Raw genomic sequence first — 22,367 nt, forward strand, 5'->3', positions numbered from 1 at the left:
CAACGTCTTGAGGCGGCCTTTATGGCCGTCTTTTTTATGGGCACGACCATCGGCCCATCCAAACAACCGGAAGTCCGTCAATGCGCACCGCTTTCCTGACACTTGCTCTGGCCACAATGCCTGTTTCGGCTCTTGCTGTCGGCTTCAACGACGACACGCCCCCCAAACCAACGGAAACCACAACGACCTGTAGCAATGGTCAGGTGTGGGATGCGGATGTGAAGCTATGCGTCGATCCCGATAAAAGCAGCCTCAACGACAGCGACCGCATGAAGGCCGTTCGTGAATTGGCGTATGCTGGGCGAATTTTGGATGCAGAGCGCGTGTTGGACACGGTTTTGGATCAGCAGGCAGACCCTGTTCTCACCTACCGTGGCTTCATTGCACGAAAATCCGGCAATAGCGACGCGGCGCTGGATTGGTACGGGCGCGCCTTGGCTACCAACCCAGACAACCTGTTGGCGCGGTCCTATTTGGGTCAGTGGCATGTCGAACAGGGAAATGTCGCGCTGGCCCGCGCAGAACTGCGCGAAATCCGTCAGCGTGGCGGGCGGTCGACATGGCCGGAAGTGTCGCTACGCATGGCGATTCAATCTGGCGCAAGCTACGGCTACTGACGGTTTCTTAACCTTACCCTCGTAATCCTTCGTCTCCAGGATGGAGTAAGGTGCATGACCCAACTGACCACGCTGGCCCGCTCTGGTGCGGGTACTCCGGTGGCGCCGATGTCCCGACTGACACGCCGGGCCAAGGCGGCAATTGTTGTTCAATTTATCCTCAAGGAAGGGGCCAACGTGCCGCTAACGGCGTTGCCCGAGGATCTGCAAATCCAACTGACGCAGCTTTTGGGCGAAATGCGGTACATTGATCGGGCGACCATGCATGCCGTAATTGCCGAATTCTCAGAGGAGCTGGACTCCATCGGCCTGTCCTTTCCAGGCGATATCGCAGGCGCTCTTTCGGCGTTGGACGGCAAGATCAGCGCGCAAACCGCGGCACGGCTGCGCAAGGAGGCGGGGGTCAGACAGATCGGTGATCCGTGGCAGCGCCTTGCCGCTCTTCCTGTGGCCCGGCTTCAAACCTTTGTCACATCCGAATCCACGCAGGTGGCCGCCGTGATGGTGTCAAAGCTGGATGTGTCCAAAGCCGCCGACTTGCTTAGCACCCTGCCCGGCGACGTGGCGCGGCGGATTACCTATGCAATGTCGATGACAGATGCCGTCACCCCTGATGCCGTGGAACGGATCGGTCTCAGTCTTGCGGCCCAGCTTGATGCAGAACCGCCCAAGGCGTTTCGCGCTCAACCATCTGAACGGGTTGGTGCCATTCTCAATTTTTCACGCGCCACGACCCGTGATCAATTGCTGACCGCACTCGACGAAGAGGACAAGGGCTTTGCCGAGCAGGTACGCAAATCCATTTTCACCTTTGCCCATATCGCTGACCGGATGACTGCAATCGACGTGCCCAAGATCACCCGAGATGTCGATCAAGAGACGCTGGCAAAGGTTATCTCCGGGGCGATTGACGATGTTGATCGGCGAAGCGTCGAATTCATATTATCAAATATTTCCAAACGACTGTCAGACGGTCTTCGTGAAATGAGTGAAGATATGGGCGCAGTAACGCCGAAAGACGCAGAGGCTGCCATGAACACTGTGGTCCGGGCAATTCGTGCCCTTGCCGACAGTGGCGAGATTGTCTTGGAAATGCCCACAGACACCGAAGACTAGGTTTTGATCACCGACCCACTGTCTTTCCGGAACACGAAACATCTGTCCCGCCGCACGGTCAACCACATTACGGTTCCCGGCTTTGGTAAGAAGACATTCGGAACAGTGGCACGAATGATACCTTGATCATAATCCATCCGGAATTCCACAAGGCTTTCCGACCCCATGAAGCGCGCCCGTTCCACCACACCGCGCGCCGGTGTACCAGCAAGCGGCGTCGGGTTCGGCCCACGGCCGTCTCTGTCAAAGTCAATACCCACATGCTGCGGGCGGAACACAATCTCGACCTGTCCGCCATCCGGCACACCCGGGGCAAGGAATTGCCCAAACGGCGTATCGGTCAGCGCACCGCGAACCGTGCTTGTCAGCAGATTGATGTCCGAAAAAAACGCAACCGCTGCCTTGTCCGCAGGAGCATTGTAGATGTTGTAAGGTGCCCCTCGCTGCACGATCTTGCCGTCACGCATCAGCGCGATTTCGTCGGCCATGCGCATCGCCTCTTCAGGTTCATGCGTGACCAGCAGAACCGATGTGCCTTCGTCCTTGAGCAGCGCCAGCGTTTCATCACGGATACCGTCGCGCAGGCGGTTGTCGAGGCCCGAGAAAGGCTCGTCCATCAGCATGATCGACGGGCGCGGCGCAATTGCACGGGCCAAAGCCACACGCTGCTGCTCACCACCCGATAGCTGGTGGGGGTATTCGTTGATGTAATGCGACAGCCCCACCCGTTCCAGCAGTTCGCCCACACGAGGAAATTTGTCCTTGCGCGATCCGGTCAGGCCGAACCCGACATTGTCACCAACAGTAAGGTGCGGGAACAGTGCAAAATCCTGAAAGATCAGACCTATAGAACGCCGTTCAGGAGGAACCCGATAAACCGTGTCGCAGATCAGGTTACCATCCACGTGGATCGTACCGCTGGTCTGCATGTCGACCCCGGCGATGATCCGCAGCGTCGTCGACTTCCCACATCCAGACGGGCCAAGCAGGCAAGTCACATTGCCGGGCTGAAGCATCAAAGACACGTCATCCACCACGCGCTTTCCGTCATAGTCGCGCATGATATTTCGGATTTCGAGCCGGGGATGGGTGCCGGTCACTGCTGCCTCATGAGTTTTCCGAGTAAAAGTATCGGATTAGCTCATGTCAGGTAGCAGCCAGATTAAGCAACGGCAACCCCTCAGCCCCGCGTCGTGCCGTCACCAACAACGATGTATTTGAAACTGGTCAACTGCTCGGCCCCAACGGGTCCACGCGCATGCATCTTGCCCGTGGCGATACCAATCTCGGCCCCCATGCCGAATTCTCCGCCATCGGCAAACTGGGTCGAGGCGTTGCGCATCAGGATGGCACTATCAATCCGTTCGAAGAACTTGGCGGCAGCCGCGTCATCCTCGGTCAGGATGCAATCGGTGTGGTTGGAACTGTAGGTGTTGATGTGATCGATGGCGGCATCAAGATCATCGACCACCTTGGCCGCGATGATGCTGTCAAGGTATTCGCAGCCCCAATCCATGTCGCTGGCCGCAACGGTGCCCTCAATGGCGCGCAGCGTTTCATCCGCGCGCACTTCGACTCCGGCATTCAGCAGCGCCTTGACGACACCCTGCCCGATCGTGTCGACAACATCCTTGTGGATCAGCAGGCATTCGGCTGCACCGCAAATGCCCGTGCGACGGGTCTTGGCGTTCAGGATGACGTTCAACGCTTTGACGGGATCCGCATCCTTGTCGACATAGATGTGAACGATGCCTTCGAGATGGGCAAAAACCGGAACGCGCGCTTCGCGCTGGACAAGACCAACCAAACCTTTCCCGCCACGAGGCACGATGACATCGATATAGTCGGTCATGGTGAGCATTTCGCTTACAGCCGCGCGGTCACGGGTGGGAACAAGCTGGATGGCGTCTTCGGGCAGGCCCGCCTTAACCACACCATCAACAAGGCAGGCATGGATCGCGCTGGACGAATGGAAGCTTTCCGAGCCGCCGCGTAGGATCACCGCATTGCCGGCCTTGAGGCACAGCGCGCCTGCGTCTGCTGTCACATTGGGGCGAGATTCGTAGATCACGCCGATCACACCCAAGGGCGTGCGCACCCGTTTGATATGCAGGCCAGAGGGACGGTCCCATTCGGTCAACACAGCGCCGACGGGATCGGTCTGCTCTGCCACGGCGCGCAGGCCGTCCACGATACCGCGAATGCGATCTTCATTGAGCAGAAGCCTGTCCATCATCGCGTCGCTCAGACCCTTTTCGCGGCCGTATTGAAGGTCCTTGGCGTTGGCCTCGACTATGGCCGCACGGTTCTTCCAGACGGCCTCCGCCGCGCCAATCAGCGCCGCGTGCTTGCGCTCGGAAGATGCAAAGGCCAGTTCCCGTGCGGCTGCTTTGGCGCGAACGCCGATGTCGTGCATCAGCGCGGGGATGTCAGTGAGATCTTTCATCGGTACAGCCTTTTCGAAAGTCGAACATGCATATTTTTGAAAAGAAGAAGCAGATCAGATCGCCATATCGTCGCGATGTATTACCACGGCGCGGCCTGGATAGCCCAGAATTTCCTCAATCTCGGCCGAATTGTGCCCTTTGATCGCCTGCGCCTCGGATGCGGTGTAACGGCTGAGTCCCATGCCCAACTCGCGCCCACTTGCATCCTTGATCGTCACGGGGTCGCCCCGTCCGAAGCTGCCGTTGACCGTTACAATGCCCGGCGGCAGAAGCGATGTCCCACGCTGAAGCGCCCGTGCGGCGCCGTCATCTACAATCAGCGCGCCTTGGGGCTTCATCGCCAAAATCCAACGCTTGCGGGCTGCATGAGGATCAAGCTGCGGTGTGAACCACGTCACCCGCGCGCCCTCTTCCAGAGCCTTGAGCGGATGCAGGCGGGACCCTTCTGTGATCGCCATGGCACAGCCCGACGCCGTGGCGGTTTTTGCCGCCATCACCTTGGTCTTCATACCGCCTTTGGACAGACCCGATCCGGCGTCGCCCGCCATTGCCTCGATCTCGGGCGTGATGGCGTCGATCACGGGAAAGAACTCGGCTGTAGGGGCGATATGGGGGTTGGCACTGTAAAATCCGTCCACATCCGAGAGCAGGACCAACTGGTCAGCGCCCACGGTGGCTGCGACCTGTGCGGCAAGACGGTCATTGTCGCCGTATCGGATTTCATCGGTCGCAACGGTGTCGTTTTCGTTGACGATGGGCACCACGCCAAAACCGATCAGCGTTTCCAGTGTCGCGCGGCTGTTGAGATAGCGACGGCGGTCGGTGCTGTCTTCCAGAGTGACAAGCACCTGAGCGGTGGTCAGGCCATGCGGTGCGAGCACTTCTTCGTAGGCTCGGGCCAGACGGATTTGCCCTACGGCTGCAGCAGCTTGCGATTGTTCCAAGGGAAGCACGGTCAGCGGCAAACCCAAGACACCCCGCCCCAAAGCAATGGACCCCGAGGATACGAGGATCACATCGGTTCCACGCGCCTTGATCCGCGCCACGTCTTCAGCCAGTGTATTGAGCCACTCGCGGCGCAATGTGCCTTTGGCCTTGTCGACCAGAAGCGCCGAGCCGATTTTGACAACCAGTCGACGCGCATCGCCTAGGGACGCCACGGTTCGGCCTCCTCGGTTGCCTGTTCGCGGACGCGCGTTGTTTTGACATGCTGGCGCAGGGCGCGGAGCACTTCGGTCAGGCCTTCTTTGGACACACCGGACATGAGCATCACCTTATGGCCAGCCTTGCGTTCAAGTTCTTCCTTCAGAAACGCGCGTTCTTCGTCGTCCAGCGCGTCGATCTTGTTGAGCGCAGTAATCCGTGGCTTGTCAGCCAGACCTTCGCCATAGGCCTCGATCTCGTCGATGATGGTCTGATAATCCTCAAGCAGGGTGCCAGAGGTGCCATCCACCAGATGCAAAAGCGCGGCGCAGCGTTCCACGTGGCCAAGGAACAGATCGCCCAGCCCCCTGCCCTCGTGCGCGCCTTCGATCAGACCAGGAATGTCGGCCACAACGAATTCCGCGTCATCGACCCCGACCACACCCAGATTGGGATGCAGCGTGGTAAACGGATAGTCGGCAACCTTGGGGCGCGCGTTGGACGTGGCCGCAAGGAACGTTGATTTGCCTGCATTGGGCAGCCCCAAGAGACCCACATCCGCGATCAGTTTAAGCCGGAGCCAAATTGTGCGTTCGACCCCTTCCTGACCCGGGTTGGACCGTCGTGGCGCTTGGTTGGTGGACGTTTTGAAGCGCAGGTTGCCCCAGCCCCCGTTGCCACCTTTGGCCAACAAGACGCGCTGACCCAGTTCGGTCATGTCTGCGATCACGGTTTCTTCATCCTCGTCGAGGATCTCGGTTCCGACAGGCACCTTGAGCACGATGTCAGCACCATCCGCACCCGTGCGTTGCCGCCCGGCACCGGGGCGGCCATTGTCGGCGAAGAAATGCTGTTGATAGCGGAAGTCGATCAACGTGTTCAGCCCGTCGACAGCTTCGGCCCAGACATCGCCGCCGCCGCCGCCATCGCCGCCGTCGGGACCGCCAAATTCTATGAATTTTTCGCGGCGGAAACTGATGCTGCCATTACCGCCCGAACCGGAGCGGATATAGACTTTGCAGAGGTCGAGGAACTTCATGTGTTAGCCTTTGATCGAGCCTGTGCGCGGTCTACCCGGTTTGCGACCGCGCGTCAGCCCATACGTTTGAGATAGGTCCAGGTTTTGACAGTTGTGTTTCTGGCGACCGAAAAGGACTCCGCATCACCGATATATTCAAAGCCGCAATGCGTCAGGACACGGGCCGAGGCCGGATTGTCCTGAAATACGCTGGCAAACATCGTTTCATTGCCAAGCGGGTTTGCCGTGACCAAAGCCTCGACCGCTTCCGACGCGAGGCCGGTGTTCCAGAACGGTGGCGCAACCCAATAGCCCACTTCGGACTGGTTGCGGTCCATCCGCTGAAGCGAAATCAGGCCCATTACCTCGGCCCCGTCAGCTGCAATGCCGTCGATGACCCAGACATCCTCGTCGCGCTTGGGCGACAGGCTGCGATCGACAAAGGCCTTTGCGGCACCCGGCGGGAAGGGATGCGGAATCGACGTTGTCATCGACGCCACACGTTTGTCGCTGGCATAATGTTCGATCAATCCGACATCGGAGGGTTGCAGGGGACGCAAACAGAATCGATCTGTCTGAACGACAGGTTGGTTCGCGTCGATGATGGTCTCCAATTTCATCTGCTCTCTCCTCATCGCAGATATTGGGCAGGCCCCCGTCCGAAAACGGAAAGAGGGACCGGCAGATTTGCCGATCCCCCCAGATTTTTCCAAAACCCTTTAGGTCGGCTTACTCAGCGGCCTCCGCCGTTGGCAGGACCGAAATAAAGGTGCGGCCCTTGAGGCCTTTGTGGAAGGTCACGTTGCCGTCGACGGTTGCAAAGATCGTGTGATCCTTACCCATGCCAACGCCATTGCCCGGCCAAAATTTAGTACCGCGCTGACGCACGATGATGTTGCCGGGGATCGCAGACTGGCCACCGTAGAGTTTGACGCCAAGACGGCGTCCGGCAGAGTCGCGACCGTTGCGGGATGAACCGCCTGCTTTTTTATGTGCCATAGGTCAGGTCTCCTTACTTCGATGCCAGTTCTTTGGCCTGTTCGATCCAGCCTTCACGCTCGATCCGGCCTTTGAACGAAAGCTTTTCGCCGAATTCTTCGACGTCTGCGTCTGTCCATGCTGCGATCTGGGCAAAGGAAGTGACCCCTGCCTCTTGCAGCTTTTTCTCAAGCGCCGGGCCGACACCGGACAGCAACTTGAGATCGTCCGCGCCAGCAGCGGCCGCCTTGGGCGCTTCGGCTTTCTTTTCGGCCTTCGGTGCAGAGGCTTTTTTCGGAGCGGCAGCAGCAACAGCCACGCCAGCAACAGAACCCGCACCAACAGCGGCTTTTACGCCGGACTTGTCAGCACCCGACGCCAGGATTTCCGTCACACGCACAAGCGTGAGCTTTTGACGGTGACCCTTGGTGCGCTTGGAGCTGTGCTTCCGGCGACGCTTGACAAAGTTGATGACCTTTTCGCCTTTGATCTGGTCAACAACTTCAGCCTGAACCGCGGCACCTGCCACGAGAGGCGCGCCAACTGTGACGTTGTCGCCGCCAAGCATCAGAATTTCATTGAACTGGATCTTTTCGCCTGCATCGGCTGCCAGTTTTTCGACGCGCAGAATATCGCCCGATTGGACTTTGTACTGCTTGCCGCCGGTTTTCATCACCGCGAACATGTAGTCTTCCTTTTTCACCCGCGTTCTGTGGCCCCGCTTTGCGGTGTTTGTGGGTCTGTTGACCCGCCTCGAACAGCGTGCCCCGTTTGGGACATCGTTATCATCAAAAAACAAAAGGCGGGACCGAAGCCCCGACTTTCATGTGCGCGGCTTATGGAATCCCGGGCTGCGTTTGTCAACGCGTTTCGCGCCTAGAGTTCCTGCACCTGCATTTCCCGCGCAACGGCCATGCCAAGCGCGTAGGAGATGTCGTCATACATCTTGTTGAACCCGGCAAAAAGCGCCCGGTTCAGCGCGCGCCCCGCATAGGTGCGGGACAATTCCGTGTAGTCTTCGACCACCCCGTCCGCGAGCGGCCGATACGCCATCAAAAGGAACGCAAAGACCCATTCGCGGGTATCGGCGCGGGTTTCTTCTTCAGAAGACCACACCTCTGTCAGTATTTCTGATTCGCTCATCCGAAGCGCTCCGCCATCCACTAGACCAAGATAAAACATGTAATTGGCGTTGAGCGCTCCAACGAGGTTGGCTTCGACCAGATCATTGGTGTTGACGAATTCAGCAATGGCCGCCAAAGGCCCGGACGCCGTGCCATCAAGATCGTTGAAGGCTGCGCGGGCCGCGTCTTCGATTTCGTCTTCGCGCATCGCAGTGCGTGCGCTGAGTTCGAGGCTGACAATCTGTTGTCCGGTCTCAGAAGAGAAGAATTCCAGCAGAGTCTCGGGGTCGGCATCACCGAATTCCGCCGCGAACACGTCTTGAACGGTGGCCAGCATGCGCTCTTCGTCGTAGATCCGGTTCACCGTGGCCGTCCAGCCCGCCGAACTGCCGCCGGGCACCATGTCGGCGGCAAGGGTTTCTCCGTATTCGATGCCTTCTTCGCGCATAATCGTGACGATCTGCGGTACGCCGAGCACATCAAGAAGATCATTTGTCGGATTGGCCCATACTGGCAACGACCACGCGATCACCGCCGCTCCGGTTGCTGCCGTTTTCAACATCGCGCCGATCATCCCGATCCTCCTTGCCACTTGGTAACATACCTATGGCGCATGCTGCACAATTCCAACCCACAGCCGCTTACACAGTCACGTGCGTTTCACGCGAAATAGAGGTTGCACCCGTCTGAAGCAAAAGCTAAACGCCCCTCCAGATCCCCGCGGAGAGGTGCCGGAGTGGTCGAACGGGGCGGTCTCGAAAACCGTTGTGGGCGCAAGTCCACCCAGGGTTCGAATCCCTGTCTCTCCGCCACTATCCAGATGATCGCGACCTAAAATTATCAATTCAAGTCAGTGAATTAGCGGAAATTCCGAGCCGCAGCATTCCCCTCATCCTCTTGAAATCACCAGATTCTGCTACACATCTTGCTACATAATGGGCGGATGTGGAGGGGCGCGATGCAGCTGATGATGCGGGGCAAGACCTGGCACTTGCGGCGGCGTGTGCCGGCCCGGTTCGCCTCGGTGGAGCCGCGGCGTGAGGTCTGGGTGTCGCTCAAGACCGACTCGCGCCAGCAGGCGGCGAAGAAGGCGCCTGCGGTCTGGGACAGCCTTGTCGCGGGCTGGGAGGCGCAGCTGGCGGGCCGGTCTGAGGATGGGGTCGCCCGGCTCGAGGTGGCGAAGGCCATCGCCGCGAGCCATGGGCTGAGCTACAAGCCCGCCCGTGACCTCGAGGATCTGCCGCTGGAAGAGCTGCTCGCGCGGGTGGAGGTGCTGCAGCGCCGGGACGGCACGGTGAACACGGTTGCGGCGCCTGCGGTGCTCGGGACGGTGGAGGCGCCCTCGATGACCGTGTCCGAGGCGCTGGCCGAGTACTGGGCGCTGACGCCCGACCGGATCCGGGGCAAGAGCGCCGACCAGAAGCGGCGTTGGGGGAACCCGAGGAAAAAGTCCATCCGGAACTTTATCGACGTGGTCGGCGACCGCCCCATCGCGGCGCTCACGCGGGCCGATTTCCTCGACTTCCGGTCCTGGTGGCTGGAACGGATCGCGGAGGAGAACCTGACGCCCAACAGCGCCAACAAGGACCTGATCCACCTTGCCGATGTTCTTCGGACCGTGGACGAGCTGAAGGGGCTTGATCTCGACCTGCCCCTGCACAAGCTGACCCTGAAAGAGGGCGACAAGGCGGAGCGGATTCCCTTTTCGGATAGCTGGATTCGGGAGAAGCTGCTGGCCGATGGGGCGCTTGCCGGCATGAATGACGAGGCCCGCGCGATCCTGGTCGGGATGATCAACACGGGCTACCGCCCCTCCGAGGCGGCCGGTCTGACCGCGGACCGCATCCGGCTCGACCACGAGGTGCCGCACCTGGTGATCGCGGCGGACGAGACGCGCCAGATCAAGAACAAGACCTCACGGCGCGAGATCCCGCTGACCGGGGTGAGCCTCGAGGTTTTCCGGGCCTTTCCGTCCGGCTTCCCGCGCTATCGCGAAAAGCCCGCCTCCCTGTCCGGGACGGTGAACAGCTATCTCCGTGAGAACGGGCTGATGGAGAGCGACCAGCACGTCATGTACAGCCTCCGTCACAGCTTCGAGGACCGGATGCTGCGGGGCCGGATCGACGAGCGCATCAGGCGCGAGTTGATGGGCCATTCCCTCGGTCGCCAGAAATACGGCCAGGGTGGCGGCCTCGCCTTCAAGGCCGGGGAGCTCGCCCGGATTGCGATCGAGGGGGCGTTTCCTTGAGGAGCGCGCGGGCGCGGTCGAGAGCGGCGTGACGGAGTTTGAGCTTGTCGCGTTCAGCCTCGAGGCGGAGGAAGATGGGCAGGTAGGCCTCGTTGTCCTCGAGCAGTTCGGCCACAATGCGCAGGGCATTCTCGATGCGCGCCTCGAGGGATCTCTGCCTATGCTGCTGGGGGCCTCCCGGCCGGTCTGGTTGCGCGCCTGCGGTGGAGGTGAACCGGTTGGCGATCGGATGCTTCTTGCCGGTTCCGGAGGGCATGTCATTCGGCGCCGCAGGCGTTCTGCCGCGACGTCCTGTGTTGACATGCCTTTCCCGGTCGCGAGCCATGGGCCGCGCTCTCCCCTGCGGCGCCGGGGGCTCCGGCACCGTGCTCCGATGTGATCAACCTGCTGCGGGGCTGCGCGCCTCGCGTCTGGAGGTGATGTAGACTCGGATTTGACGTTTGGGGCGAATTCGGCCCTGTCTTGTGCCGGACCCTGTCGAGTTTATGTGGATAACTCCGCCCGCGGCCTGTGACGCCTTGGCCTGAAAAGCCTCTGGCGGTCCGTTCTTGCCGCCCTTCGCGGCTGGGTTTCTGGGGTCGAGGGGATCGGATCCTGGAGCGCGCCCGCGTTCCTTCAGAGCCACACATCACCCTCCAATGTCTCGTTTTCGTATGTCCGGGAGGCGCAAAGCCGGTTCCCACTTTTGCGCAACATGCTCTCGTTGAGGCTGCCCTCGTCCGGGTCTGATTGTCCTGATCTGGTCCGCCCGCGCGTCAGCGCGGGCGGGGTGCCTGCGGCGCTATGTTTGGTTTTTGGGGTGTTTGGGTGCGGTGGGGTATTGAGATGTGAGGAGTCTGGATCCTTCACATGGATCAAGAGCTCGCGCCCGGGGCGCGAGGGAGCGCCCCGCGACATCGCGCGGGTCGGGTGCCTGCGGCGCTTTTGTCTGGTTTTTTGTGGTCTGGGTCGATGGATGGTTGTGAACGACCGAGAGGCTTCCCCGGGCCTCGCCTCGGCGCTGACCTCGCCGCCCGCCTGCACGGGGATCGTACAGGCGGGCGGGTCTGGACCGTATCAGGCGGCGCGGTTGAGGGGCCGGTAGGGCGCGGACCAGTCTACATCCGGGTTGTCCGCCCGTCCGCCTTCTGGCCCGGGCTGGTCCGGTGCCTTCTGGATCTCCAGCGACCACTCGCCGCGCGTGGGCTGTGCCGTTTCCGGCCTGACCTCTGCCATGAGTTCCTCTAGCGCAGCACCCTGCAACAGGCCCCGGTCGCAGAGCGCGGCGGCGATGGCTTCGAGAACTGGCCTCTGGCCCTGCAGGATCTGCAGCGCCCGCTCCTCGGCGCGACGGAGGTGGTCCTCGACGCGGGCCGCGAGCGGCGGGTCGAGCCGCAGGCGGGCGGCGATGGTCTCGGGGTCACCGAGCCAGCTGCGGCGTTCGCCGAGTCCCCAGCTCCCTTCCATCGCGACGGCCATTGTGGTCGCCCGTGCGAGATCGGAGTCCGCAGCGCCACCCGCCCCCGCAGAGGCCTCTCCGAAGACGACGCGTTCCGCCGCGCGGCCGGCCATGTCGACGGCGAGCGCGGCGTCGAGCTCGGAGCGGCGCTGGTGGATCACATGCCGTTCCGCATGGGTGACGCCGCCGTCGCCCTGGAGGGCGAGCACGCGGGGCGTGGCGACCCCGGTGGCGGCACCAACCAGGGCGTGCCCCGCCTCGTGCACGGCGACCTGCCAGCGGACGGCGTCCGGCATGGCGGGCCGGATTTCCGCGAGGGTCGCGGAGAGGTCCTCCACGCTGAGTGGGCGACCCGCCCGCCGGGCCTTTGCCCGGGCCGCGCGGACCAGGCCCGCGACATCCGCGCCGCTCATGCCGGCAGCCTGAACGGCGATGGCGGTCAAGTCGGCGTCGCGCAGGTCGGACCAGGCCTGCCAGCGCAGCGCTCGCGGCATCAGTTCGACCGTTGGGTGGCGCAGATGGAGGATGCGGTCAAAGCGGCCGGGGCGCCTGAGTGCGGCGTCGATCCGCTCGGCGTGGTTCGTCGCCGCCATGGCCACGACGCCTTCCTGAGCCGCATAGCCGTCGAGGCATTCCAACAAACTTCCGACGACATAATCCGTCCAACTGGCATTATGGTCCCGGCGGGACCTGTCCCCGAAAACATCGATCTCATCGACAAAAATGATGCACGGCCCCTCGCTGGCGGCCTGCGCGAAATCCGCCTTCATTGCCCGGAGCAGGTCGGAAGACCGCTCCCCACGTGCCTGCCACGTGGCGAGCGAGGCCGCGATCATGCCGATGCCCGCCTCGCGCGCGACCTGCCTGGCCGTTTCAGTCTTGCCGGTTCCCAGAGGGCCGGCGAGCAGCACCCCACGCGACACGTCGCGCCAGGGGATGTCGCCCGCCTGCCAGGCCCGCAGATCCTCGACGAGCTGCTCCAGCGGCGCGCGAACCTCGTCCGGCAGCGGGAACTCGGCCAGACCCGGCCCGTTCTCGGTCTCTTCGGGGGCCAGCGCGGCGGCCAACGTGGCGACGGCGCGGACGGGGTCGGGCCAGCGGAGCGCGAGGAGCAGGTCACCGGGGGTGAGCCGCGCGACCGGTGCGTCGGCGGGCAGTGCGGTGAGCGCGGCGCCGGGCGCGTCCGCCTCCGGATAGGCATCACCGAGGATCTGCGCCAGCATCTCGCGGTCGAGGGGCGCGAGCGCGATGATCTCCGGTTTAAGGGGCTTGAGCGCCTTCGGCGCGGTTCCGGCCGCCGGGGCCACGAGGACCGCTGGGCGATGCGTGTCCAGCGCCAGCCTCAGCGAGCCAGACAGGGCAGCGACAGCCGATTCGGACGCGCCCGGCTCGGTGGACCCGGCTTTCTCGGCAGTGAGGACCACGGGGATCGGCGCGCCCCGCGGCCAGAGCGCGTTGGGCTGGGCGACATGCTCGATGAGCTGGATGAGATGGAGTCGATCGCCGGGTCGGAGGTGGTGATCAGGGTCACAGCACCCGGCGCACCGAGGGCCCGGACCATCGCGTCGGCGGAGCCGAAGGTCGCGGCCAGCCGCACCGCGGCCAGCGCGGCCTCAGGACGAAGGCGGTAGCGCTTGCACGGTGCCGTGGCGCCCTCCGAGACCGGCGGCAGCGCGTCGGCGAAGCCGGCCGTGGCCCTATCGGCTTCGGCCTCGATCGAGTCGAGAATGTCATCGAGGTCCCAGCTGTCGCTGTGGGAACTCGAACGGACGGCGTCGGCCAGAGTGGAATCGCTCCGGGTGCCAGTGTCGACTGTCGCCTTATCGCCATTGCCGGCGTCGGTGGCCGTCAGAACGGAGGCCTCGGCGTCGTCTTCCTCGGTCAAGTCGGTAGCGGTGTATCCGGTAACGGCCCAGCTGGCGGCCTGAGAAATGAGGCTATGCCGGAGCCGAGCCGCGAGGACGGTCCAGTCCGGGCTATCGGTGACCGGGGCGGCGGCGGAAGGGGTCGAGAAGGAGGTCGAGGGCTGCGTCATGGGAGAGCTCCGAAAAAAGGGGGGGGCAGCCGGCCCGCCGCTGGAGGGCGGGCCGAGGGAGGTTTTTGTGGTGGGACAGCGACCGGTCGGTCAGGCAGCGAGATCGAGCCATTCCGGCCCGTCTGCGCGGCCGGGGATCGCATGGGCGTGCCCAAGGCGCATGAGGGCCTCGTCGAGCGTGGCGCGCGGGTTGCGCCGAAGTTCCGGGAACTCGCTTGCGTAGATCGTATGGCGCGTCTGCCAGTCGGCGGTGAAGCGCACGGCCATGTCCGGCAGTGCGACCATCGCCAGAATGTCGAAATCCGCCGCGGAATAGGGTCCGCGCCCGGTTGCTCCCCTCTCGGACCGCTGCTTCAGGTTGAAGACATAGTCGCCGCTGCTATTCGTCGTATGGCGCGTCTTGACCTGAATGCGGACGGGCGAACCGTTGGGTAGCATGAGAACACGGTCGTGGCGTTCATGCTCGGGCGCGGGAAAGATGCGTTCGCCGAGACGCATGAACAGGGCATCGACGAGCATCTCGGCGGCGGCCCCCAACCACTTCGCATAGCGACACAGGTCTGCGGTGGGCTCATCCGGATTGTCGCGCTACACGCAGAAATCGACGCCCTCATGCCATGGCGCTATCAAGCCTTAACGGCCTCAGCTTGCCGCTTACCACGCACAAACGGTCAGAAAAACTCTTGCACCACGGGCGGCAACCAAAGAAATCCGGTATGCAGCCCCCCGCCCCGTCGCAACCAAGTTGCTCTGACACGACCCTACAGACACAACAAATCTGTCCTGCCCTTCTCAAGCTGATTTGCTCTGACAGTTCCCTCAGGACCAATTGGGCGGCGATGCGATTGGCATCAACCTTCCAACTTGCACACCTCTACCAGCGCGGTGTGTGCACTGCATCCTTGACCAAGCCGGGACGTTCCAACATCGCGGGTCAGGACATTCGGATTTCCGTCCTGGTCGATGTTTCCACCAGGATCCCCGAACCACGCGCCGGTGGGCAATGCAACGACGCCAGATTGAATCTCGTCAGACACGGACAGCCGCGCCCGGCAAGATCCGCGCGCGTTGAAGACACGCACCAGATCACCAGTGCTGAGGCCGCGCGCCGCCGCGTTATCCGGAGACATGATAAGCGTTTCGGGCCGCGCTCCGGCGACATCCGCAAGCGCACTTTCAAACTGACTGTGCAGCTTGTCGCCCGGCTGTGGTGATACGAGGTGCAAAGGAAATTTTTCATTTGCGCTTCCGAACCATTCGGAGGGCGGCAGCCAAGCCGGGTGACCAAGGCAATCGTCATATCCAAAGCCGTGGATGGTGTCGGAAAATATCTCGATCTTCCCCGAAGGGGTCGGCAACGGGGACCGCTCGGGATCATCGCGAAAGGACGCAAGAAAGGTTCGGTTTGGCCCATTTGCCAAAATTGGCAGACGCACCCAGTTTTCGGATTTGAGCGTCGGGAGGTCAGGCACCTCAATGCCTTTGTCTTCGGCAAGCGTCCTAAATTCCTCGTACAGCGTTCTAATCCAGTCCTCGGCGCTTTTGCCTTCGGTAAAGTCTAGCGCGACGCCCATACGTTTCGCCAGGTCCGCGAAAATGGAATAGTCGTCTCGTGCCTCACCGACGGGTGGGATCAGTTGCGGCATGTGGAACAGGTAATCGTCAAGGTTCGATCGCCCGATATCCTCACGCTCATAGGGTGTTGTCGCCGGAAAGACGATATCCGCCCGCTTGGCGGTTGGTGTCCACCACGGTTCGTTGACGATAATCGTGTCCGGTTTTTGCCAAGCGTCATGCAGCGCGTTCAGGTCCTGATGATGGTGATACGGATTGCCCCCCGCCCAATAGATCAGCCGGATGTCTGGGTACGTGTTACGTTTGCCATTGAAATCATAGGTCTGACCGGGATAGCGCAGCATATCTCCTATCCGGGCGACCGGAATGACAGCTTGAACAGGGTTTTCACCTTGGGAAAAGGTCATGCCCCGAAGTCCGATCAACGACTTTCCAACACCACCAATTGCGCCATAGCCATAGCCCACACCACAGCCCGGCAAGCCGATCTGACCCAGCATCGCGGCCAGAACGGCCGACATCCAATAGGGTTGTTCGCCGTGCTCTGCCCGCTGCAACGACCAAGCAACCGTAATGAGTGTGCGGGTCTTCGCCATACGGCGGGCCAACTCAAAGATCTTTTCGGGAGCCACACCACAGATTGCCGCGGCCCAGTCCGGCGACTTGGGCTGGCCATCGCTGTCCCCCATCAGATACGGCAAGAAGCGGTCAAACCCAACAGTGTACTGATCAAGGAAATCGGTATCGCTCAGACCCTCGATCTGAAGCACATAGGCCAACGCGAGCATCAGTGCGGTGTCAGAGCCCGGGCGCGCCGGAAGCCAGTCACAACAGTCCGGGGCGTCCGTGCGTTGTGGCCCGATATTGATGCATTGCATTTCATTGGCGACGAACCGGTTAAGCCATCCAGCTGTTTCATGCTCTGTCACGCCGCCCATGCTTACCTTGGAGTTCTTCGGATTGATCCCGCCGAACATGACAAGCGTTTCTGTGTTGTCATAGATCGTTTGCCAGCCGTCCTGATGTTCATAACAATACGTCAGGAAATTGACGCCGAAGACATGGGGCATGATCGCCTGCGCACAGCCGGTGGAATAACTGCCGAATGATGCCACATAGCCGCCAATGCAGTTCAGAAAGCGATGCACCTGGCTTTGCGCATGGTGAAACCGCCCTGCCGACGCCCAGCCGTATGATCCGCCATAGATCGCTTCGTTTCCGTAGGCTTGGCGGATACGTTCGATCTCTTGCGAGGCGATGTCAAAGGCCTCGTCCCAGGGCAGCTCGACAAAGTCATCCGTCCCTCGCCCGGTCGGATCTCTCCGCTCTAGCCAGCCACGACGAATGGACGGACGGGCCACACGGCTCCGATGATGGACCGCTGCTGGAAGAATGTCGGGAATACCATTTGGATCAGGATCGCATGAGAAGGGACGTGTCGCCACGATGTGGTCGTTTTCTACATCGACCTCAAATGCTCCCCAGTGGCTGGACGTGATCCGTGTCTGTCGATTGGAACCATCGGCCATGAGAACCTCCCAGTTGGCTTAGCGACTGTGCGTTGCTATCTTCTATGTTTAATCGGGTTACGCGATTTGAACAGCAATCATTTCGTCTCAAACCCCATTAGGTATCAGGCCAGATCCGGATAGGAGAGCGGATCGCGAACCGCCTCATAGGCAGCGCCAATCCGGAGAGTCATGGCTTCGTCATTGGGTCGGGCAATCACCTGCAGACTTGTCGGTAAACCCCCATCAGAAACTCCTGTTGGCACAGAAAGGGCACACATACCAAAGTAGTTCACATGGCGGGTGAAATGTCCGGGCGACACTGCCTGATCCACCTCATCTAGCCGCAATGCCGTTGTTGTCATCGTTGGGGTCAGAACCGCGTCAAGCCCGTGCATCAGGCTGATGTAGAGGTCCCGGCCCTCCTCCCGGTCGGTCAACAACCGCATGTATTCTGAAGCCAACATGTCCCGTCCGCCAAGCATACGGAAACGCACGTCCTCATCCATAGGCAAGTCGCTTTGGTCGTAGAGATGTCCATGGTGGTAATATCCCTCAGCAACAATGAGAGCTCCGCAAGCTGCGGTCAGTTCAGCATAGGATTTAGACGCGGAGAACGGCACCAATTCGGCACCCAGATGCCGTAAAACGTCCAGCGCGGCATCGTACCCTTCGATCACATCAGGTGTGCATACAGTGCGTTCTTGCGCGTCCAAAACGCCAAGGCGCAGCCCCTTAACGCCAGCACGAAGACTGTCAAAAAGACCCCGGCCCTCTTGCCGATCCCGGTCCACGGACCATCCCGCGACACCGTCCATGGCAAGAAACATCAATGCGGTATCCTCCACCGATCTCGCTAGCGGACCCGGTGTGTCCAAAGTATGGGACAAAGGCAGAATACCATAAGTGGGCAAGCGTTTCTCAGTCACCTTCAAACCCGCCAACCCGCAGAACCCCGCAGGAAGGCGCACAGACCCCCCGGTGTCCGTGCCGACGCCACAGACCGCCATACCCGCAGCAACACTCGTCGCGGTGCCGGAAGACGACCCACCCGGCACGCGATGCGCCTGCATGTCCCAGGGGTTGCGTGGTGTACCCATCTTCTGGTTGGTGCCCCAGCCGCCAAGCGCGCATTCGACCGTCTTGGTCTTACCAAGCATGATCCCGCCAGCGTCAAACAAGCGATGCGCGAGCGTGCCGGTCACCGGCGACACCCGATCTTGCATCGCCTTGGAGCCGCCGGTTGTGATGCGGCCTTCGACGTCGCAAATGTCCTTCAGGCCGAATGGGATTCCGTGAAACGGCCCAAGCCGGCTGCCGGATGCGAACATCCTGTCAGCAGCTTCGGCCGCCATCATGGCATCTTCCGCGTACACCACTTGAAACGCGCCAATCATGGGATCAACCCGCGCGATACGGTCAAGATGCGCACGGATCATTTGACTGGGTTTGACATAACCCGTCCGATAGGCGTCAGACAAGTCCGCCAGTGATAGAAAGGGATCATGTGGATCAAGCATCATCAGAGCGTCTCGTCATCTTGTGCAAAGGTCCTGAAACGCAGGTATTTACAGGAAAACAACACGCCACTAAAAAATATGCCGATGGCTCGTTTATGTTGCAGGAGCCTGCGCGCTAGACCCTTTTAGGAACCAGTCTTTTCCCGGAACAGCCGCCAGCAATTCACGGGTATAAGTCTCTTTTGGTGATGCAAAGAGAGTCGAGGTCGGTCCGATCTCAATCATCTCGCCACGCTGCATCACTGCAATCCTGTCGCAAACCTGCGCTGCCACACGAAGATCGTGGGTAATGAAGATCATGGAGAGATTCATCCGGTCCCGGATCTCGTCCAGGAGGTTCAGGATCTGCGCCTGAATCGATACATCAAGGGCCGAGACAGGTTCGTCCGCAACAAGGATATCCGGCTCGAGCGCAAGCGCACGGGCGATACCGATCCGCTGCCGCTGTCCGCCCGAGAATTCGTGTGGAAAACGGTCATAGGAACGGGGATCGAGACCCACGATGTCCAGCAAGTCCAAAGTCCGTTTTTTGGCATCCTCAGGACTTGCGCCATACATGATTGGGCCTTGCGCGATGATCTTTCCGATCCGGGTACGCGGGTTGAGCGATGCAAACGGGTCCTGAAACACCATCTGGATCTTTGAGCGGTGCGGACGCATCGCGGCGCGTCCCAGAGGACGCAAATCTGTATCGCCAAGCAGGATTTCGCCAGCCTCTGCATCGTTCAGACGCACGATGCATCGGGCCACTGTCGATTTGCCAGACCCACTCTCGCCGACGATGCCAAGCGTCTCGCCGCGCGCAAGATCAAAGGTTACATCATTTGCAGCGTGAACAATCCGCCCTTTCCCGCCAAACAATCCGCCACCGCTTCGGTAGGTCTTTTCAAGCTTGTTGACCCGCATCACGATTTCGGGGGACCGAGCACGTGAAGGGCGCGGCGTGAGTTCCGGCACAGCTGCGATCAGAGCTTGCGTATACGGATGTTGAGGGGTGCGAAGAACTTGATCAGTGGTGCCGGTTTCAACGACCAGTCCGTTCTGCATCACGGCCACCCGATCCGCGATATCAGCCACAACGCCGAAGTCATGAGTGATGAACAATACACCCGTGCCGTGCGCGGCCTGCATTTCCTTGATCAGCCTCAAAACCTGCGCCTGCGTTGTCACGTCCAGCGCCGTGGTTGGTTCGTCCGCAATCAGGATTTTCGGGTCGAGAGCCAGCGCCATTGCGATCATCGCGCGCTGCCGTTGTCCACCCGAGAGTTCGTGCGGATAGGCTTTGATCGCTTGCTCCGGGTCAGGCAATTGCACGTCGCGCAACAGTTCCAGCGCCCTACGACGCCGCTCTTTGCCGGGCATCTTGTCGTGAAAGCGGAAGACCTCGTCGATCTGGGTTCCGATCGTCATGACCGGGTTCAGCGCCGTCATCGGCTCCTGAAAGATCATCGATATCTCTGAGCCGCGTATCTGACGCAACCGATCATCACTGACTTTGGTCAGATCTTCGCCCTGGAAAAGAACGCTGCCCTTGGCAATATGGACATGTGGCTTGGGCAGCAGTCCCATAACGGCAAGCGCCGTCAAGGATTTGCCAGATCCGCTTTCGCCCACAACACACAGGATTTCGTTCGCTTCGAGATGCAGTTCCATCTTCTGCACCGCGTAGGGACGCTGACTGTCGGCGGGTAAGGCGATATGAAGGTCGGTGATATCCAGCAGGCGAGTCATGACCGTTCCCTCAGACGCGGGTTCAGCGCATCATTAATGCCTTCGCCGACCAGATTGATGGCCAGCACCGTCAGAAGGATAGCGATGCCGGGGAATGTACACACCCACCAGGCTGAACGCAGAAGCGTGCGCCCTGCCCCGATCTGAAACCCCCAGCTCATTATATTGGGGTCACCCAGACCCAGAAAGGCCAGCCCGCTTTCAATCAGGATCGCAGTCGCCACCATAAGTGACCCGATCACGATAACAGGCGACAGGCAATTCGGAAGGATTTCGCCCATCATGATACGAATGTCCGACATGCCAAGTGTGTGACAAGCCTGCACGAATTCCCTGTTGCGTAAAGAAAGAAACTCGCCCCGCACCAGACGTGCAACCGCAGGCCAGGAAACAACTGCGATGGCGATGACAATGCTTTCGATCGACGGCTTCATGATCGCAACCAGCAAGATGGCAAAGATGAAAGACGGGATCGTCTGGAACATCTCTGTCACGCGCATCAACAGATCGTCGATTATACCGCCGTAATACCCGGCGAGAGCCCCCATGACGATGCCGACACAAACCGCCACAAGTGTCGCCAGAAGTCCGATCAGCAACGATGTTTTCGCGCCATGCGCGATCCCCGCTGCCACATCGCGGCCCAAACTGTCGCTTCCCAGAAGGAACCCGTTTTCACCGGGCGGCGACATGGATTGGCCTGCAAGGCTAAACGGGTCTTCAGGGAAGAAGATGCCAGCGGTCGCCGCCATGAATGTAATCAGGATCAGAATGGCAAGGCCCACCACCGCGCCGCGGTTCCGGGCAAAGAGCTTCCAGAATGTCATGTGTCAGCTCACCTCTATGCGTGGGTCGAGCGTCGAATAGATGATATCGACCACAAGATTGACGGCCACCACCAATAGTGCCGACAGCAGGAAGATCCCAAGCAGCAGGTTCAGGTCACGCGAGAACAGCGCTTCGAAGGCAAGCATGCCAAGTCCCGGCCAGGCGAAGACGGATTCAACAATCACGGACCCTCCGATCAGAGCGCCCACCTGAACACCGGCCATGGTGACCACAGGCAGCAGCGCGTTTCGCAGCACGTGCACAAACATGATCCGGTTCTCGGTCACGCCTTTCGCTCGTGCGGTTGTCACATAGTCCTGCCCAGCCTGCTCAAGCATCGAGGCCCGCATCAGGCGCGTGTAAAGAGCGAGGTAAAACAGAGAGAGCGTAATCGTTGGCAAAACCAGATGGTGTGCAATGTCCCAGACACGGTCCCAGCCCTCGTAAAACATTGCGAAGTTTTCCATACCCGACGTCGGAAACCACCTCAGATTAAGCGAAAACACAACGATCATCATCAGCCCGACCCAGAAAAGTGGCGTGGCATAGGTTATCAGTGCAAAGATGGAAATCGCCGTATCCCGCCATGTGTTCAAGCCCATCGCCGCCACAAGGCCAAGAAAGATACCAAAACCCACCGCCAGAGTGATCGTAGCAACCATCAGCAAAAGAGTGGGCATCATACGGTCAAGAATAAGCTCACTGACTGGCATTTCGTGACGGAACGAATACCCAAGGTCAAAAAACATGACGTTCTTCAGATAGACTGCCAACTGCACTGGCAGCGGTTGGTCCAGTCCGAACTTTGCACGCAGTTCGGCCATGTATTCGGGCGTGGCTGATCCGGCCTCCCCGGCCAGAACATCGACGGCATCACCTTCTGCCAACTGCAGCAGGAGAAAATTCAGGATTACGATGGCCAGAACGATCGGAATAGCCTGTAGAAGCCGCTTCACGACATACCGTATGCGCCGGGCAAAATGAGACAATTTTTGTTCCTTCGTGCTTGGCACCGGCCCTATTGGCCGGTGCCGTGCTCGT

20 protein-coding genes and 1 tRNA gene are annotated in these 22,367 nt (G+C 60.5%); 4 read left to right on the plus strand and 17 right to left on the minus strand.

What is annotated here, in order from left to right; translation table 11 throughout:
- Positions 1 to 80: 80 nt before the first annotated feature.
- Together MCRY_RS14395 and MCRY_RS14400 are read left to right on the plus strand one after the other, a co-directional pair.
- Entirely contained in the window at positions 81 to 617 is a 537-nt protein-coding gene (locus tag MCRY_RS14395) for a tetratricopeptide repeat protein (protein ID WP_085631086.1), read from the plus strand.
- Between the two features lie 54 nt (positions 618 to 671).
- Positions 672 to 1,733, plus strand: a complete 1,062-nt coding sequence (locus MCRY_RS14400; protein WP_085631087.1) for a flagellar motor switch protein FliG — start codon at positions 672 to 674, stop codon at positions 1,731 to 1,733.
- Here MCRY_RS14400 and MCRY_RS14405 read toward each other — a convergent pair.
- From MCRY_RS14405 to MCRY_RS14440, 8 genes are all read right to left on the minus strand, one after another.
- On the minus strand, positions 1,730 to 2,794 hold the full coding sequence (locus MCRY_RS14405; protein WP_085631137.1) for an ABC transporter ATP-binding protein: 1,065 nt from the start codon (positions 2,792 to 2,794) through the stop codon (positions 1,730 to 1,732). The genes MCRY_RS14400 and MCRY_RS14405 overlap by 4 nt on opposite strands.
- Before the next feature lie 119 nt (positions 2,795 to 2,913).
- Complete coding sequence (locus MCRY_RS14410) at positions 2,914 to 4,179, minus strand: glutamate-5-semialdehyde dehydrogenase (RefSeq protein ID WP_085631089.1); 1,266 nt, start codon at positions 4,177 to 4,179, stop codon at positions 2,914 to 2,916.
- Between the two features lie 54 nt (positions 4,180 to 4,233).
- On the minus strand, positions 4,234 to 5,340 hold the full coding sequence (gene proB / locus MCRY_RS14415) for a glutamate 5-kinase (RefSeq protein WP_085631091.1): 1,107 nt from the start codon (positions 5,338 to 5,340) through the stop codon (positions 4,234 to 4,236).
- Entirely contained in the window at positions 5,328 to 6,362 is a 1,035-nt protein-coding gene (gene obgE / locus MCRY_RS14420; protein ID WP_085631093.1) for a GTPase ObgE, read from the minus strand. The genes proB and obgE overlap by 13 nt, the downstream gene beginning before the upstream one ends.
- A gap of 53 nt (positions 6,363 to 6,415) precedes the next feature.
- Positions 6,416 to 6,961, minus strand: a complete 546-nt coding sequence (locus tag MCRY_RS14425) for a GNAT family N-acetyltransferase (RefSeq protein WP_085631095.1) — start codon at positions 6,959 to 6,961, stop codon at positions 6,416 to 6,418.
- A 109-nt stretch (positions 6,962 to 7,070) separates the two neighbouring features.
- Complete coding sequence (gene rpmA, locus MCRY_RS14430; RefSeq protein WP_085631097.1) at positions 7,071 to 7,340, minus strand: 50S ribosomal protein L27; 270 nt, start codon at positions 7,338 to 7,340, stop codon at positions 7,071 to 7,073.
- Between the two features lie 13 nt (positions 7,341 to 7,353).
- Positions 7,354 to 8,004, minus strand: a complete 651-nt coding sequence (locus tag MCRY_RS14435; RefSeq protein WP_085631099.1) for a 50S ribosomal protein L21 — start codon at positions 8,002 to 8,004, stop codon at positions 7,354 to 7,356.
- 191 nt (positions 8,005 to 8,195) lie between these two features.
- Positions 8,196 to 9,017, minus strand: a complete 822-nt coding sequence (locus MCRY_RS14440; RefSeq protein WP_085631101.1) for a DUF2059 domain-containing protein — start codon at positions 9,015 to 9,017, stop codon at positions 8,196 to 8,198.
- Positions 9,018 to 9,165: 148 nt separating this feature from the next.
- Between MCRY_RS14440 and MCRY_RS14445 the strand changes: the two genes are divergently transcribed.
- Both MCRY_RS14445 and MCRY_RS14450 read left to right on the plus strand, forming a co-directional pair.
- A tRNA-Ser gene (locus tag MCRY_RS14445) sits at positions 9,166 to 9,255 on the plus strand.
- A 146-nt stretch (positions 9,256 to 9,401) separates the two neighbouring features.
- Positions 9,402 to 10,691, plus strand: a complete 1,290-nt coding sequence (locus MCRY_RS14450; RefSeq protein ID WP_085631103.1) for a DUF6538 domain-containing protein — start codon at positions 9,402 to 9,404, stop codon at positions 10,689 to 10,691.
- Here MCRY_RS14450 and MCRY_RS22615 read toward each other — a convergent pair.
- From MCRY_RS22615 to MCRY_RS14495, 9 genes are all read right to left on the minus strand, one after another.
- The gene (locus MCRY_RS22615; protein WP_139834103.1) at positions 10,642 to 11,016 is read right to left on the minus strand and encodes a hypothetical protein; all 375 of its coding nucleotides are present in this window, start codon (positions 11,014 to 11,016) and stop codon (positions 10,642 to 10,644) included. The genes MCRY_RS14450 and MCRY_RS22615 overlap by 50 nt on opposite strands.
- Positions 11,017 to 11,747: 731 nt before the next feature.
- Positions 11,748 to 13,553: an AAA family ATPase gene (locus MCRY_RS14460; protein ID WP_176234512.1), complete on the minus strand. Its 1,806-nt coding sequence runs from the start codon at positions 13,551 to 13,553 to the stop codon at positions 11,748 to 11,750.
- Positions 13,472 to 14,164 (minus strand): hypothetical protein, encoded by a 693-nt coding sequence (locus tag MCRY_RS14465; RefSeq protein WP_139834104.1) that lies wholly within the window; start codon positions 14,162 to 14,164, stop codon positions 13,472 to 13,474. The genes MCRY_RS14460 and MCRY_RS14465 overlap by 82 nt, the downstream gene beginning before the upstream one ends.
- A 90-nt stretch (positions 14,165 to 14,254) precedes the next feature.
- Positions 14,255 to 14,662, minus strand: coding sequence for a PDDEXK-like family protein (locus MCRY_RS14470; RefSeq protein WP_139834105.1), 408 nt, complete (start codon positions 14,660 to 14,662; stop codon positions 14,255 to 14,257).
- A 353-nt stretch (positions 14,663 to 15,015) separates the two neighbouring features.
- On the minus strand, positions 15,016 to 17,268 hold the full coding sequence (locus MCRY_RS14475) for a molybdopterin-dependent oxidoreductase (protein ID WP_085631112.1): 2,253 nt from the start codon (positions 17,266 to 17,268) through the stop codon (positions 15,016 to 15,018).
- 104 nt (positions 17,269 to 17,372) lie between these two features.
- Positions 17,373 to 18,770 carry an amidase gene (locus MCRY_RS14480; RefSeq protein WP_217808230.1) on the minus strand — a complete coding sequence of 466 codons (1,398 nt, stop codon included), beginning with the start codon at positions 18,768 to 18,770 and terminating at the stop codon, positions 17,373 to 17,375.
- A gap of 90 nt (positions 18,771 to 18,860) precedes the next feature.
- A complete protein-coding gene (locus MCRY_RS14485; protein ID WP_085631114.1) occupies positions 18,861 to 20,498 on the minus strand; it encodes an ABC transporter ATP-binding protein in 1,638 nt (545 codons plus the stop codon).
- Entirely contained in the window at positions 20,495 to 21,325 is an 831-nt protein-coding gene (locus MCRY_RS14490) for an ABC transporter permease (protein WP_085631116.1), read from the minus strand. Before MCRY_RS14490 ends, MCRY_RS14485 begins: the two co-directional genes overlap by 4 nt.
- A gap of 3 nt (positions 21,326 to 21,328) precedes the next feature.
- Entirely contained in the window at positions 21,329 to 22,315 is a 987-nt protein-coding gene (locus MCRY_RS14495; protein WP_085631118.1) for an ABC transporter permease, read from the minus strand.
- Between the last annotated feature and the right edge of the window lie 52 nt (positions 22,316 to 22,367).

The organism is Marivita cryptomonadis (assembly GCF_002115725.1).
Lineage (GTDB): Bacteria > Pseudomonadota > Alphaproteobacteria > Rhodobacterales > Rhodobacteraceae > Marivita > Marivita cryptomonadis.